This window comes from Bradyrhizobium sp. USDA 4474 (assembly GCF_054057515.1).
Genome location: NZ_JBSRZJ010000002.1, coordinates 2142048 through 2156859 on the forward strand (window position 1 = coordinate 2142048; position 14812 = coordinate 2156859).

At 64.8% G+C, this 14812-nt stretch carries 10 protein-coding genes and 1 pseudogene; 2 read left to right on the top strand and 9 right to left on the bottom strand.

Annotated features, from left to right (window positions below; translation table 11 throughout):
* Positions 1–64: 64 nt before the first annotated feature.
* The 7 genes from ACVW16_RS11890 to ACVW16_RS11920 all read right to left on the bottom strand — a co-directional run bounded on the left by ACVW16_RS11890 (position 65) and on the right by ACVW16_RS11920 (position 7996).
* The gene (locus ACVW16_RS11890; RefSeq protein WP_456737416.1) at positions 65–760 is read right to left on the bottom strand and encodes an ABC transporter ATP-binding protein; all 696 of its coding nucleotides are present in this window, start codon (positions 758–760) and stop codon (positions 65–67) included.
* Positions 760–1509 carry an ABC transporter ATP-binding protein gene (locus ACVW16_RS11895; protein WP_456738291.1) on the bottom strand — a complete coding sequence of 250 codons (750 nt, stop codon included), beginning with the start codon at positions 1507–1509 and terminating at the stop codon, positions 760–762. Before ACVW16_RS11895 ends, ACVW16_RS11890 begins: the two co-directional genes overlap by 1 nt.
* 8 nt (positions 1510–1517) lie before the next feature.
* Positions 1518–2807 (bottom strand): branched-chain amino acid ABC transporter permease, encoded by a 1290-nt coding sequence (locus ACVW16_RS11900; RefSeq protein WP_456737415.1) that lies wholly within the window; start codon positions 2805–2807, stop codon positions 1518–1520.
* Positions 2804–3751: a branched-chain amino acid ABC transporter permease gene (locus tag ACVW16_RS11905; protein ID WP_456699409.1), complete on the bottom strand. Its 948-nt coding sequence runs from the start codon at positions 3749–3751 to the stop codon at positions 2804–2806. Before ACVW16_RS11905 ends, ACVW16_RS11900 begins: the two co-directional genes overlap by 4 nt.
* Before the next feature lie 124 nt (positions 3752–3875).
* Positions 3876–5108 (bottom strand): branched-chain amino acid ABC transporter substrate-binding protein, encoded by a 1233-nt coding sequence (locus ACVW16_RS11910; protein ID WP_456737414.1) that lies wholly within the window; start codon positions 5106–5108, stop codon positions 3876–3878.
* A 216-nt stretch (positions 5109–5324) separates the two neighbouring features.
* A complete protein-coding gene (locus tag ACVW16_RS11915; protein ID WP_456737413.1) occupies positions 5325–6449 on the bottom strand; it encodes a mandelate racemase/muconate lactonizing enzyme family protein in 1125 nt (374 codons plus the stop codon).
* Between the two features lie 110 nt (positions 6450–6559).
* The gene (locus ACVW16_RS11920; RefSeq protein ID WP_456737412.1) at positions 6560–7996 is read right to left on the bottom strand and encodes a lipopolysaccharide biosynthesis protein; all 1437 of its coding nucleotides are present in this window, start codon (positions 7994–7996) and stop codon (positions 6560–6562) included.
* A 254-nt stretch (positions 7997–8250) separates the two neighbouring features.
* Between ACVW16_RS11920 and ACVW16_RS11925 the strand changes: the two are divergent.
* Positions 8251–9340 (top strand): annotated as a pseudogene (locus ACVW16_RS11925) (glycosyltransferase).
* 103 nt (positions 9341–9443) lie between these two features.
* A complete protein-coding gene (locus ACVW16_RS11930; protein ID WP_456737410.1) occupies positions 9444–10508 on the top strand; it encodes an endo-1,4-beta-xylanase in 1065 nt (354 codons plus the stop codon).
* Here ACVW16_RS11930 and ACVW16_RS11935 read toward each other — a convergent pair whose 3' ends face one another.
* Positions 10509–11303 carry a protein-L-isoaspartate O-methyltransferase family protein gene (locus tag ACVW16_RS11935; RefSeq protein ID WP_456737409.1) on the bottom strand — a complete coding sequence of 265 codons (795 nt, stop codon included), beginning with the start codon at positions 11301–11303 and terminating at the stop codon, positions 10509–10511.
* Positions 11300–14761 carry an ATP-binding protein gene (locus ACVW16_RS11940; RefSeq protein WP_456737408.1) on the bottom strand — a complete coding sequence of 1154 codons (3462 nt, stop codon included), beginning with the start codon at positions 14759–14761 and terminating at the stop codon, positions 11300–11302. The genes ACVW16_RS11935 and ACVW16_RS11940 overlap by 4 nt, the downstream gene beginning before the upstream one ends.
* Between the last annotated feature and the right edge of the window lie 51 nt (positions 14762–14812).

The following is a 14812-nucleotide window of genomic DNA, read 5'->3' on the forward strand; positions in this document are numbered from 1 at the left end:
GGGGCACAGGTGTGACCGGAATCACAGAGAATTGCGTCGGCAGCGCGCCGGAGTGCTGGTCGGGTCAAACCTCGAGCCATTCCTGGCGCACCGCGGCGTTGGCCTTGAGCTCGTCAGGCGTGCCCTCGAATACCACGCGGCCGTGGCCCATGATGTAGACGCGCTTGGAGATACGCATGGCGATCGACAGCTTCTGCTCGACCAGGAGAATGGCGACGCCGGCCTGCGCGATGCGCGCGATGAGTTCGCCGACCTGCTGCACGATCAGCGGCGCGAGACCCTCGGTGGGCTCGTCGATCATGATCAGGTCGGGGTCGCCCATCAGCGTCCGGCACGTCGTCAGCATCTGCTTCTCGCCGCCGGACAGCACGCCCGCTGCCGTATCGGCGCGCGCGGCGAGATTCGGGAACATGTCGAGCATATCCTGGAGGCGCCATTTGCCGGGACGGCGCGTATCCTTGACACCGAGCACGAGATTTTGGCGAACCGTCAGGCTCGGGAAGATGTCGCGATGTTCAGGCACATAGCCGAGCCCGAGGCGCGCGATCTTGTAGCTCGGCAGGCCCGCGATGTCCTTGCCCTTGAACCGGATCGTGCCTTGCGGGGCGACCTCACCCATGATCGCCTTGACCGTGGTGGAACGGCCGACGCCGTTGCGACCCAGCAGGCTCACGACCTCCCCGGCGCCGACGTCGAGGTCGACGCCCTGGAGGATGTGGCTCTTGCCGTAATAGGCGTGGAGATCCCTGACCTCGAGCATCAGTGCGCTTCCTCGCCGAGATAGGCTTCCTTGACCTTGGGATCGCGCCGGATCACTTCCGGCGTGCCCGAGGCGATGATGTGGCCGTAGACCAGCACCGAGATGCGGTCGGCGAGACCGAACACGACGCTCATGTCGTGCTCGACGATGACGAGCGTCTTGCCTTCGGTCAGCCGGCGGATCAGTGCTACGGCACGGTCGGTCTCGGCGTGGCTCATGCCCGCGGTCGGCTCGTCCAGCATGACGACGGTGGCGCCGCTCGCTATGGTGATGCCGATCTCCAGCTCGCGCTGCTCGGCGTAGGTGAGCAGCCCGGCCGGAACGTCACGCCGGTGCGTCAGATGAATATCGTCGAGAATCCGGGCCGTGCGCTCGCGCACTTCGCTCAGGCTGTCGACGTTCTTCCAGAACGCGTAGCGCTGTCCCGTCGCCCACAGCACGGCGCAACGGACGTTCTCCCATACCGTCATGCGCGCGAACACGTTGGTGACCTGGAACGAGCGCGACAGGCCGCGGCGGTTGATCTCGAACGGTCGAAGGCCGGAGATCAGAGCCCCGTTCAGCCTGACCTCGCCCGAGGTCGGCGGGATGTGGCCGCTGATCAGGTTGAAGGTCGTCGACTTGCCTGCGCCGTTCGGGCCGATGATGGCATGGCGCTCACCCTTGGCGACGCTGAGATTGAGATCGCGGATGATGCCGACATTGCCGAAGCGCTTTTCGACGGCACGGACTTCGATGGCTGCAGAGATCGCTCCGCTCATGCCAGATACCCCCGGTCACGCGCCACCGTCGCAGCCTTGTCCCATGCCTCCGCGATCCGCCGCCAGGCCAGCCGCGCGACGACGAAACCGCCGCCGACGAGAATTGCCGCGGCGAGCCAGGTCACCGGCGATGTCGCAATAAAGGGGACGCCGAACAGGTTGATGGGATCGCCGCCGGAGAAACGCGCGACGCTCTCGATTGCGAGGATCACGCCGCAAGCCAGGGCAACCGTCGGGACCACAGCGACGAGATAGGACGGGATCACCGTCCACAGCGTTCCGGCGCGGATCAGCGGCCGATGCATCATCACCAGGCCGGCAATGCCGCCCGGCGAGTACATCACGATGCCGATGAAGATGATGCCGAAATAGAGCTGCCAGGCCGTGGTGAGATTGGTCAGCCCCAGTTGCAGATAGGTGACGAGGATGGCGCCCAGGATCGGGCCGAAGAAGAATGCGGTACCGCCGATGAAGGTCGAGAACAGCACGAGGCCGGACTGGATCGCGCCGAGATAGGCGGAGTTCGCGATCTCGAAGTTGATCGCGGCCAGACCACCGGCGATGCCGGCGAAGAACCCGGCAAAGCAGAAGGCGATGTAGCGCACGACGTGTGGATCGTAGCCGATGAACTGGACGCGCTCCGGATTGTCGCGGACTGCGTTGCAGATCCGCCCGAGCGGCGTCCGCGTCAGGGCGTACATCGCGATCGCCGACAGCACGAGCCAGAACGCGATCAGGTAATAGACCTGAAGCTGCGGTCCGAACGACCAGCCCAGCATCTTCGGCAGCGCGGTGCGGTCCGTGGTGATGCCGGACTCGCCGCCGAACACCGAGCGCAGGATCAGCGAGGAGGACGCCACGAGTTCACCGATGCCGAGCGAGATCATCGCAAACACCGTGCCGGCGCGCTTGGTCATGACCCAGCCGATGATGACGGCAAAGGCGAGGCCGCCGAGCCCGCCGAACAACGGGATGAACGGCAGCGGGATCGGCCAGCCATGCGACACCACCGCATTCATCATGTGGCACGCGGCGAAACCGCCGAGCCCATAGTGCACGGCGTGGCCGAACGAGAGCAGGCCGGTCTGGCCAAGCAGGATGTTGTAGGACAGCGCGAACACGATCGCGATGCCGATCAGGCTGAACGAGGTCAGCGAGCCGCCCGACGAGAAAATCATCGGCAGCACGATCAGCGCGAGGATGCCGAGCAGCCAGACGCCGTAGAAGCGCAGGCCGGCAGCGGGCTCTGCCGCCATTTTGGAGGTCGAGGTCGCGGCAGTGGTCATGTTTCACGCGTCCCCATCAGGCCCATGGGGCGTACGATCAGAATGAGCACCAGCAGGACATAGGGAACGATGGGTGCGACCTGCGCGATCGTGACGTTCCAGATATCGGTGAGAACGGAGGGACCCGAGGACGGATCGAGCGGGCCGAAGGCACTCGCCAGCGAGCCATCGAGCGCCACTGCGAAGGTCTGGACCAGTCCGATGACGAGCGAGGCGATGAAGGCCCCAGGCAACGAGCCGAGGCCGCCGAACACGATGACCACGAACAGGATGGGGCCGAGCGAGGCGGCCATGTCGGACTGCGTCACCAAAGCAGGACCTGCAATGACGCCGGCAAGGCCGGCCAGCGCGCTACCGACCCCGAACACCGCCATGAAGACGCGTCCGACATTGTGGCCGAGATGCCCGACCATGTGCGGATGCGTCAGCGCCGCCTGCACGATGAGGCCGACGCGGGTGCGCTTGAGCACGATCAGCAGCGCCACGAAGATGATGACCGACACCGCCAGCATGAAGATCTTGTAGGCGGGATAGTTGGTCGAGAAGATCGTGAAGGCCGGGAAATCGAGCAGCGCCGGCACGCGATAGTCGAGCGGGCTCTTGCCCCAGATCATCGAGACGATCTCCTCGATCGCGAACGCCAGACCAAACGTCAGCAAGAGCTCGGCGACATGGCCGTGCTTGTGGGTGTTGCGCAGGCCATAGCGCTCCACCGCCATGCCGATGGCGCCGACCAGCAGCGGCGCCAGCACCAGCGCCGGCCAGAAGCCGATCCATTTCGTGAGCTGGAAGCCGAAGAAGGCGCCGAGCATGTAGAAGCTGGCATGGGCGAAGTTGAGCACGCCCATCATGCTGAAGATCACGGTCAGCCCGCTCGACAGCAGAAACAGCAGCATGCCGAACAGCACGCCGTTCAGGGTCGAAATGACAATGAGTTCAAGCACAGCGCACTCATGGCTATCCGGTGCCGCCGGGCCCCGGTGAATATCGTCCAACCGATCAAGGCATTCCGGCCGCCGTCTTCCCGCAAGGCCGTAACGGCTCGCGGGAAGATGACGTGCGTCGAGATTAGGGTCGCGTCATCTTGCAGGTCGTGGAGACCATGGCCTGCGGCGTATCAATGCGGGAGACGATATGCCAGCCCCAACCGGTATTTTCCTCGTCGAACGGCTCATTTGCGGCGGGCTTGCCGAAGGAGGAAATGTAGATCGGCTGGAAGAACTGGTGATCGTCCTTGCGCATGATGCCCTGGCCGCCATCGAGGACCTCGAACTTCATATCCTCGAGCGCCGCCGCGACCTTCACGGGGTCGATCGAGTTGGCCTTCTCGGCCGCCGCCTTGAACATGCGCATCTCGTTGACCGCACGCGGATACCAGAGCGACAAATTGACCTTGGCGCGGAAGGCTTTCTCGAAGTCCATCGCGGCCTGGTTGCCCGAATTGGGGATGCCTTCGCTGATCTGGAAGACCTGGTGATCGAGACCGGTCTGCTTGATCGCCGTGGGACCGCCGGCACCGCCGGCGTAATACGTATACCAATTGACCTTCAGGCCGGCGTCGGCCGCAGCCTTGAGCAGCAGCGCGAAGTCCTGGCCCCAATTGCCGGTGACGACGCTGTCGGCGCCTGATGCCTTGATCTTGGCGATATAGGGCGAGAAGTCCGTGACCTTGAGCAGCGGATGCAACTCGTCGCCGACGATCTGGATGTCGGGCCGCTTTGCGGCCAGCATCTTGCGCGCGTCCGAGCGTACCGACTGGCCGAACGAATAGTCCTGGTTGATCAGGTACACTTTCTTGATCGACGGAACGTCCTTCATGTAGTTCGTGAGCGCTTCCATCTTGATGTCGGAGCTGGCGTCCCAACGGAAATGCCAGAAGCTGCACTTCTCGTTGGTCAGGCTCGGATCGACGGCGGCGTAGTTGAAATACAGGACTTCCTTGCCGGGATTGCGCGTGTTGTGCTTGGTGACGAAGTCTTCCAGTGCGGCGGCGACGGAAGAGCCGTTGCCCTGCGTGACGTAGTGGGCGCCGGCGTCGATCGCCTTCTGCGCCTGCACCAGGCTTTCCTGCGGATTGGTCTTGTTGTCCAGCGGCAGGATCTCGACCTTGTGGCCGAGGATACCGCCCTTGGCGTTCAGCTCGTCGGCCAGATACTGGAACGTCTTGAGACCACCCTCGCCGACGCTGGCGCCTCCGCCGGAGAGCGGATCGATATAGCCGATCTTGATCGTGTCCTCAGCCGACGCTGCATGACCGAGCATCGGGGCGATCACGGCAATGGCCAAAGTAAGCTTGCGCATCTTTTCGTTTCCTCGCTGGCTATCGACTTTAGTCGTTGGGCTTTTTTGCGCATGCTTCAGCGCAATTTCATGGCTCTAATGAGCAGAACGAACTGTGCTTTTCAAGCGCAACGGAACATGGCTGCGGCCACCCGCCATGAAATGTGATGCGGCTATCCGTCTCGTCCTTCCGCATTCCGCGACAAGGAATAGAACGCGAGCGGCAGACGGCGCGCGCTACAAGGTGCGATAGTCCGCGATCGGCGAAAGCTCGGGCGTGAAACCAAGTCCCGGTTCCTCGCCGAGGGCGATCATACCGTCTGTCACATCGGTGACGGCGCCGCAGAACAGATCGCGCAGCGGATTGTCGTTGGCATCGACCTCGAGCCAGCCGTCACCGCCGATGCCGGCGAGCAGATGCGCTGAGGCCAGCAGACCGATGCCGCCGCCGAGATAGTGCGGGCAGAAGGTCTTGCCCGATTGCAGAATGCCGCGTGCGAGGCCGGCGCAGGCGCTGAGGCCGCCCCATTTCGCGATATCGGGCTGAACCACGTCGAGCACGTCTTCAGCCAGGACTTCGCGGAATCCCTCCGCGCCGGAGATGTTCTCGCCCGCCGCAATCGGCATCGTCGCCTTCATACGCAGCTTGCGCCACTCCTCGCGCGGGCGGTCGGCGCGGATCGGCTCCTCCAGCCAGCGCAGATCGAACGCGGCAAGCCGCGGCAGCATCTGCAGCGCCTGATCGACCGACCAGCCCTGGTTTGCGTCGGTGGCGAGCATGCCCACTCCGACGATGGCGCGCAGCGCGGAGAGATTGGCAAGGTCGGTCTCGGCACCGAAACCGACCTTCAGCTTCAGCGCGCGATGGCCCCGCTCGAGCGCGGCCTCGGCCGTCCGCGCGGCGCCGCCGGGATTGATGCCACTGGCATAGACCTTGATCCTGCTTGACCGGCCTCCGAGCAGCCGCCACAGCGGCAAGCGCTGACGGCGCGCCGAGAGATCCCACAAAGCGAGATCGATTCCCGATATTCCTTGCGCAAACGGGCCGGGCTCCCCGCATTGAAGTGCGAGGACCTCGGTACCTCCGGTGAGAGCCTCGAAAGCTCGAGCGGGGTCGCTGAACTCGCGGCCAATGAGGCCCGGCGCAAGCACTTCATTGACCAGCCGGGCGCGATGTTCCGCGCCCGGTGCGGGGAAGTTGGACCAGGCCTCGCCCCATCCCTCGACCCCGTCTTCGTCAACGACGCGAACGAAGACGGCGGGACGGTTGAGCATCTTGCCGAACGACGTCACCACCGGCGTCGCCAGCGGATAGCGATAGCAGAACGCCTCGATCGAACGGATGGTGAAGCTATCAGTCATGATGCAGATCCTGCGAGACCACGCGCAGGCTAGCATCTCAGTTGGTGCGCGCGAAGTCACCTTCGTGCCCGGCATCTGCGAAACCCGGAAGCGCGCCCTCCACGGCGTGCCTATGCACCCAGCGCCTTGCGATTGAACGTCCGCAGGAATCGCAGCGACAGCGTCCGCACATTCGCGACGTTCAGCAGCCACGCAGCAGTGGCGTAAGCAAGACCGCCGGCAAGGCTCACGGCGATCAGCGCCGCGATGCCGGTGCCGCCGACCTGCGAGCGCGCGACGAAGATCGCCCCCGCCATGGCCGCGGCCGACGCCCCAACGCCGGCGAGCCTGGCGACGTCGAACGGCACGGGATGGGCCCGGTGCATCAGCCCGACGGCGACGGCAAAGCCGATCACTTCGGTTGCGAGCGTCGCCAGCGCCGCACCATGGATGCCGTAGCCTGCGACGAGCGCGACCATCAGGGCTGCGCTCACGACCAGCGTGAGGAACGACTGCGCCGCCAGCATGAAGGGCCGCTCGGCGAGCTGGAAGCTGAGCTGGACGTAGAATTGGTTGGCGATACCGAAGAAGCGGGCCAGCACCAGCATCGGCAGCAGCGCGGACACGCCGGCGCGAAAATCGACGCCGACGAGCGTGCCCGCGACCTGGTCTGCCGCGAGCGCAAGCCAGATCGCGACGGGCGCAACGACGACGAGCAGCAATTCGAGACTCTCGGTCAGCCGCTCCCGCGTCGCGCCACTGTCGTTCTCCGACAGAGAGCGGAACACCAGCGGCACGGTGGCCGCGGCAACGCTGCCGGCGATCATGACCATGAACTGGCGCGGCAGGTCGGCGGCAACGCCGAAAATGCCGGCGGCATCCTTGCCGAGCAGCCAGGCGACGATGAGCCGGTCGCTGGCCGAGTAGACCGCAACCGAGAGCCCTGCCAGCGTCAGCGGCAGACCGTAGCGTGCGAGCTGCATGAACTGGCTGCGCGAAAAGCCCGCGATCCTGGTGCGATCGCCGACGAGATTGAGAACGATGCCGGTGAGCGAGCCGAGGCCGAACGCCGCGAGCAGACCGATGCCTCCCCACCCAACCCAGATTCCGAGCAGGCCGAAACCCACGCTCGACACGCTGCGCACGATCGAGATCGCCGCGAAGCGATAGGGCCGCAGCTTGGCGCGCTCGAACTCCTGGCCGACATCGACCGCATTCGACATGATCGCGACGAACATGCTGGCGAGCACCAGCTCGACACTGACATCGCTGCGGAACAGGAACACCAGTGGGGTCGCGGCGCACATGGCGACCACCGTGAGCGCGAAGGCGACCATGGCGGTGCCGCGAAAATCCACCTCTTGCGACATCGCCTGATAGCGCGACACCGACAGCTTGATCCAGACGAAGAAGATCGCGCCCAGAATGCCGGCGATGCTCATGCCGACGACATAGACGCCGTACTCCGCCGGGGTCAGCAGCCGCGTGTAGGCGGTGACCGCGAAGAAGCCCACCGCCGCAGGCAGGATATGGGCGACGAGATAGATGGAGAAATGGCGATTCAGCATGCGTGCACGGGACTGGCGGCGTTGAAATCGGCCGTTAATCAGGTGGAGGTGGCGTGGTGGTTCGACTGCGCCGCAGCATCTCGCAAGATAGTCATTTAACTCTGCAGATCGGCCACCGAATGGGGCGGCCCCGCCGCTTTCGCGCGTTAGCGTTAAATTTGCCCTGTCCTTGAACGGGCCGCAGCGATCACCGAAAAGAAACCATGATTTCAGGTCGTTGCCCGACCTTTGGTTAATGCGTGGACGTGACTAAGATGGACGTTGTCGAACGTTTACCGCCAAACCCGGCCTCCCTGCCCCATGGCGGGACGGACGCGTCGCTGGTCCCGGCGTCCCCTGCGGATGGGGGCGGGCGGATGACGCTCAATCTGTTCTTTGAGGAGCGGGACGACCGCTGGTTTCCAGGCGACCGCCACGTCCGGCCGCTGCTGCGGCGCATGCTGCTCGGCGAAATCCTGGATCAGCGGTCAACGGCGCGTGTTCCTCAATCTCTGCGCCGGGCTCGACCGGGTCGGGATTCCTTATCGCCTGAACGACTACGGCTACATCCGCAAGCATCCGGAGGAGCTCGCCTGCATTCTCGGACGCCCGTTCGTGCTCGATCGGTTCGCATGGAAGAACCCGCTCCTGCTCGGCGTCGTCATGTACAACCATCCCGTGGACGTACCCGCCCATCACAAGGCCCCGCTTACCCAAACCATCCTGGTGCCCTGCAACTGGTATGCGGAGATGTGCCGGCCATACTGGCCTGACGTCCAGGTGTGGCCGGTCGGCATCGAAACCGATCTGTGGACGCCAACGCCAGCCGCACAAAAGAGTGTTGACGTGCTGCTCTATGACAAGGTGCGCTGGGAACACGAGCGCTATGAGAGTGAGCTGATCGACCCGATCCGCCGGCATCTCGAAGCCGGCGGCCGCTCGGTCGAGGTGATCCGCTACGGCCAATACAAGGAAGACGACTACAGGGCCGCGCTGGCGCGCTGCCGCAGCATGGTCTTCCTCTGCGAACATGAGAGCCAGGGCATCGCCTGCCAGCAGGCGTTGTCCAGCGGCGTGCCCGTGTTCGCCTGGGATCGCGGCGGCCCATGGCAGGATCCGGAGTACTTCCCGGACCGCGTGAGGTACGAAGGCGGCGTGTCCTCGGTGCCCTATTTCGACCCACGCTGTGGCCGCACGTTCGTCGACGCGGTCGGCTTCGGCTCCGGCTGGAGCGAGTTCTGGTCGCATGTGAGCGCGGGCGACTTCGCACCTCGCGATTACGTGATGGACAATCTCACGCTCGAAAAGGGCGCGATGCACTATTACCGCATCGCTGAAGCGGTGATGCAGCGCCAGCCGCGCTGAGACGGCCATCCGTGAAAGTTAACCCAACAACGGGAAACCACGGCGTCGCAAGGCACCGCTTGGTACGATGGCGCGTTGGTTCCGGAAGGACTGCAGCCACGCCATGAAGCTCGACAGACGCGAATTTCTCCTCGGCAGCGCCGCCACGCTCGCGGCCGGCACATCGGCATCGGCCCTGCCGGCACCGAAACTTGCGCAGCGCCGTCCAGGCTTTGGCGCGGCCGCGACGTTGTTGGATTTGCAAGCCGATTCGCGCCTCGGGGAAGCCATCAGCACCTATTGCACGCAGGTGGTGCCGGTACAGGAGCTGAAATGGCCGATGCTGCGGCCGGACGCGCACACCTTCGCTTTCGAGCGCGCCGACGCGATCTATGATTTCGCCCAGAAGAACGACATGACCATGCGCGGCCATACGCTGGCCTGGTATGCCGACATTCCTGACTGGACCAAGCAGATCAAGGATTCGAAGGGCGTCGAGCGCACCTACGTCGACCACATCAACACCGTCGTGTCCTATTACAAGGACAAGCTGACCTCGTGGGACGTCGTCAACGAGCCCATCCCTGACAATCCCAAGAGCGTCAAGGACCGGCGTGACACGTTCTGGACCCGGCATCTGGGCGATCGCTGGATTCCGCTGGCGTTCCGCACGGCCGCGGCAGCTGATCCCTACGTCAAGCTCGCGATCAACGAATACGACATCGAATCAGCGAAGGACTCGTTCATTGCCAAGCGCGCCGCCTATCGCAACCTCATCATGGATCTGCTGGATCAGGGCGTCCCGCTGCACGCGGTCGGGCTGCAATCGCATCTGCATGCCGAGCTCGAGATCGACACCCATGGGCTGGCCGAATTCGTCACCGAAGTTCGCTCGTGGGGCCTCGAGGTCTTCGTTACCGAGCTCGACGTCGACGACCAGAAGCTGACGGGTAGTCCTGCAGAGCGCGACGCCATCGTCGCCAAGCGCGTCGACGATCTCCTGACCGCGATCTCGACCAGCGGACCGGTCCGCTCGATCCTGACCTGGGGCATCTCCGACCGCTACTGCTGGATCAACGCGATGTTCAAGCGTCCGGACAGGCAGCCGAGCCGGCCGCTGCCACTCGATGGCGAGTTCAAGCCGAAACCGTTCATGGACGTCATCAGCAAGTTCACGAAGGACGCGTGATCAACCATCCGACGGCAGTCCCTGCGCGATGTCGCGAAAGCGCAGCGGCGCCAGCGCGGAGGCGCGCTGCCACCAATCGGCGACGCGATCGTCGAGCGCGGTCACCCCGCGGCCCTGGCCGGGGAAAATCCGGATCTGCTGCACCGCTTCGGCCTCGAACCCCCTGTCCTTGCGCGTGATCTTGAGCGCGGCGCCTTCACGGTCCCGCTGCGTCAGCGGCACCAGCAGGCGGCCGCGCGGACGGAGCGAGGCAAGCCAGAGCGGATGCGGATGCGAGAAGCCGGCATGCACGATGATGATGTCGGCCGGCTCGCCGATGTCGCGGCAGCCATCGCCGTTGATGACCTCTACATTGGGGTAGGTGCGAAGGTAGGCCGCGGCGCGCGCTGCGAGCCGCGCGTCGCATTCGATGGCCTGCACCTTCCCCTTCGGCCCCACGATCTTCGAGAGGATCGCCGAGAAATAGCCGAGCCCGCAACCGATCTGGACCACGCGGTCCTTCTCGCCGATCCCCAGCACTTCAATGAAGTGCGCCCATAGGCTCGGCAAACCCGTGTCGAGCTTGCGGCGCGCGTCGATCGCGACCAGCACGTTGTCGTAGAGATGGATGGGATCCGCGTCGGAGGTCAGGCGGTAGCTGCGCGCTGCCTCGCTCTTGATGCGCCACGGCCCTTTCGCCAGAAAATCCTCGCGCGGCACCGTCGCAAGAGCATTCAGCAAGCGTGGCGAGGCAAGCCGCTCCCGCCTTGCGATCAGCGCGACATAGCGTGCACGCGCCGCGGAGAGGTCGCTCATTTCACCGGATCTGCCTGCGGGCGAGCCGGCATGTCACCACCGAGCTCGTGCACGAGCTGCATCGCGAGCTTCAGGTCCGGCGTCAGGAATCCCTCGTTGAACTTGCCGACGATCGGCAGCAGCAGAAGGCCGGCATGTTCGCGCTTGCCGGACTCGTGCGACAGCCGCGCGAGGCTCACGGCAGTTCTGAGCTCCCAGGACAGCGCGCCCTGCTTGCGCGCCGTCTCCAGCGACAGACAGAACAGATCTTCAGCCTCCTGCACCGAGAGCGGATTGCCGTCCGACATGGTGATCTCGCCTTGCAGGCGATAGACCTCGGCGAGGTAGGAGTGATCACCGGTCCGTCTTGCGGTCGCAAGCGCACCGTCCAGCGCGCGCAACGCAGCATCGCGCATGCCGACCTTGGCATAGGCTTCCGCGAGCAGACAGCGGAACCAGCAGCCGGCGAGCCAAGAATCCATCGCCTCATATTCGTCGAGGCCGCAGCGCATCTGGCTGATACCCTCGTCGGCTTCGCCGAGGTGGGTCAGCGCCCAGCCGCGCAGGATCGCGGCCTGCTGCTTCCAGTGCAGGAAATTGTGCTCGGTGGCGATGATCATGGCGCGGTTGGCGTGGTCGCGCGTGCCCTCGATATCGCGCAGATGCTGGCACAGATAGGCGCCGAACACCAACGCGAAGGCGAGCGAGAAGGGATGGCGGATCTTCTCCGCAAGCAGGATCGCCTGCTCGCTGTGCTGGCGCGCCGCGTCGGGCCGGCCAAGGAACCAGAGCAGATAGCCGAGATAGGACAGCGAAACGACGCCAGGATCCGTGCCGTGACGCTCCATCAGGTCGGAGTGCAGATCGGGACTGTAGAGATCGATGCACCGATTCAGGTGATGCTGCGCGGCGGCGAAGCGGCCCCGGTAGAGCATGGTCATCGCGATCGAGCGGTGCGCCTCGATCAGATAGCCGGTTTGCTGCGCCGGTTCCGCCTCGTTGAGCCGCTCACGGTTGGCGAATTTCCACAGCTCGACGCTGAGGTCGTGCGCGCGGGTCAGATCGGCGCGGATGAAATGGCAGACCCAGAGCCCGCGGGTCGCGGCAAAAGCCTTTTCGTCGTCTTCGAGCTGCTGGCCGAGCTCGAGCGCGCGGATATAGTTCTCCTCGACCTCCTGCACGGCGTAGCCCTTGGCGGCGATCAGCGCGTTGCCGAGCGCGATCCGCAGCTCGAGCTCCATCTCGTCGGCGCCCTGCATCCGTGGATTGGCCTGCACGACGCTGAGGCCGCGGCGGAGATGGCCGATCGCCTCGAGATTGGCGCCGCTCTTGGCCGCCTGCTTGCCGGCCTTGAGCCAGAAGCTCGCGGCGCCTTCGCTCTGGCCGGACTCGGTCAGATGATGAGCGAGCAGCTCCGGCTCGCGCTCGGTCTTCTCCGGATACATTTCGGCGAGAACATGCGCGATGCTGGCATGCAGCTTGCGCCGCTCGCTGTGCAACAGGCTCGCATGGGCTGCGTTCTGGATCATCACGTGCTTGAAGGAGTAGAGCGCATCGGGCGGATGGCCGCGGCGCACGATCAGCCCGGCCTCCTCCAGATGAGCGAGCGCCGCCTCGATCTGCTCCGCCGGCGTGTTGGCGACTGCGTGCAGGGTCTCGTAGGAAAATTCGCGACCGATGGTGGCGCCGATCTGTGCGATCCGCTTGAACGGCCCCATCCGGTCCAGACGCGCCATCAGCGAGTCCGTCAACGTCGCGGGGATCGCGAGCTGCCGCCATGGGCCCGACAGCACGTAGCGCCCGTGGCGTTCGGTCAGGAGGTTGGATTCGAGAACCGTCTTGGTCAGCTCCTCCAGAAACAAGGGCACGCCGTCGGTCTTGACGATGATCTCCTCGACGACCTCCTTGGGAAGCTCGCGGCCTGCAACGCGCTCGACCAGCGTCGTGCGCAGCGGCCGGCTCAACCGGTTCAGCACCAGCGTCGTGACATGCGAATGCGCGTTCCAGCTCGGCTGGAATTCCGAGCGCGCGGTGATGATGGTCAGGATCGGCCGGTTCTGCACCCGGTCGACCAGCAGGTCCACCACCTCGCGCGAGGTCGGATCGATCCAGTGCAGATCCTCGAAGGCCATCACCAGCGGCATCTCGCGCGCGAGCCCCAGGAAGTGGTTGACCAGCGCAGCGACAGTCGCGTCCTTCTGCTGCTGCGGCGACAGGTTCAGCGGTGGATAGCGCTCCCCGGTCGGGATCGACAGGAGCGCGGCAAACAGCGGCGCGACTTGCTCGATGTCACCATGCGCAGTGGTGATCGCATTCTCCAGACCCGCCAGAGACAGTGCGGAGACGTCCTCGCGATCGAGGCCAAGGGAGAATTTCAGCTGTTCGACGAACGGATAGAAAGCGGTTGACGTGTAATAGGGCGAGCACTGGAACGAGACCTGTCCATGCCGGTCGCCTGCGATCCGCTCAAAAATCTCCTGGATGATACGCGACTTGCCGATGCCGGGCTCGCCGAACTTGACGACGACCTGGCCGTCGCCCTCCTTGACCTGCTGCCAGCGCCCCATCAGCAGCGCGATTTCCTCCTCGCGATTGACCAGCGGGGTCAGCCGCTTGCCCATGGCGGCCGCAAAGCGGGTCTCCACCCGCGTGGCGCGCACGACGTGCCAGGCCTGGGTCTTTTCCGAGATGCCCTTCAATGAATGAGTGCCGAGATTGCGATAATCGAACTTGCCCTTGAGCAAGGATTGCGTCGAGCTCGAGATCACGACTCCGTTGGGCGGCGCCAGCGCCTGCAGGCGCGCGGCAAGATTCACCGTCTCGCCGACCGCCGAATCGCGCTCTTCGGTGCCCTGACCCACGAGATCGCCGACCACGACGAGGCCGGTCGCGATTCCGATGCGAACGGCGGGCGCGTGACTGAGCGCGCCGCGCGGCTCGATCGCACGAGCTGTCGACAATACCCGTACGATCTCGAGGCCAGCGCGCACCGAGCGCTCGGCGTCGTCCTCATGTGCGGTTGGGTAGCCGAAATAGACCAGGATGCCGTCACCGACGAAGCGCGCGGCGAAACCTTCGTAATGCTTGACCACGCGCACGCAGGTCTCGCGGAAGCTCGCGATCATGTCGCGCACGTCTTCGGGGTCGAACTGGGCGGACAGCGCGGTGGAATCCACCATGTCGCAGAACATGGTGGTGAGCTGACGCCGCTCGGCGCCGACCTCCGCACGGGTCTGGGGACGTGGGGCTGCGGCCGGCATCTGCGCCGTCTCGGCCTGCACCAGCGCGGCCATTGCCCGTTGCAGCCGCTTGCGATCGCCGAGTGGCAGTCCAAGCTCGGCAAGGTCAGCCTCGGTCAGGTCGGTCATGACGTCGAGGTCGAGGCGATGTTGCGCGAACAGATCGGTGTAGTGGCCGAGGCCGACGCCTTCGAGCCAGCTCTTCAACCCGACTTCCGTCCCCGGCTCTTTCTCCAGCATGGTGATTCCACCCCGACACTCCCTCCGCCGAAGGGATAAGGGTCCCTCAAC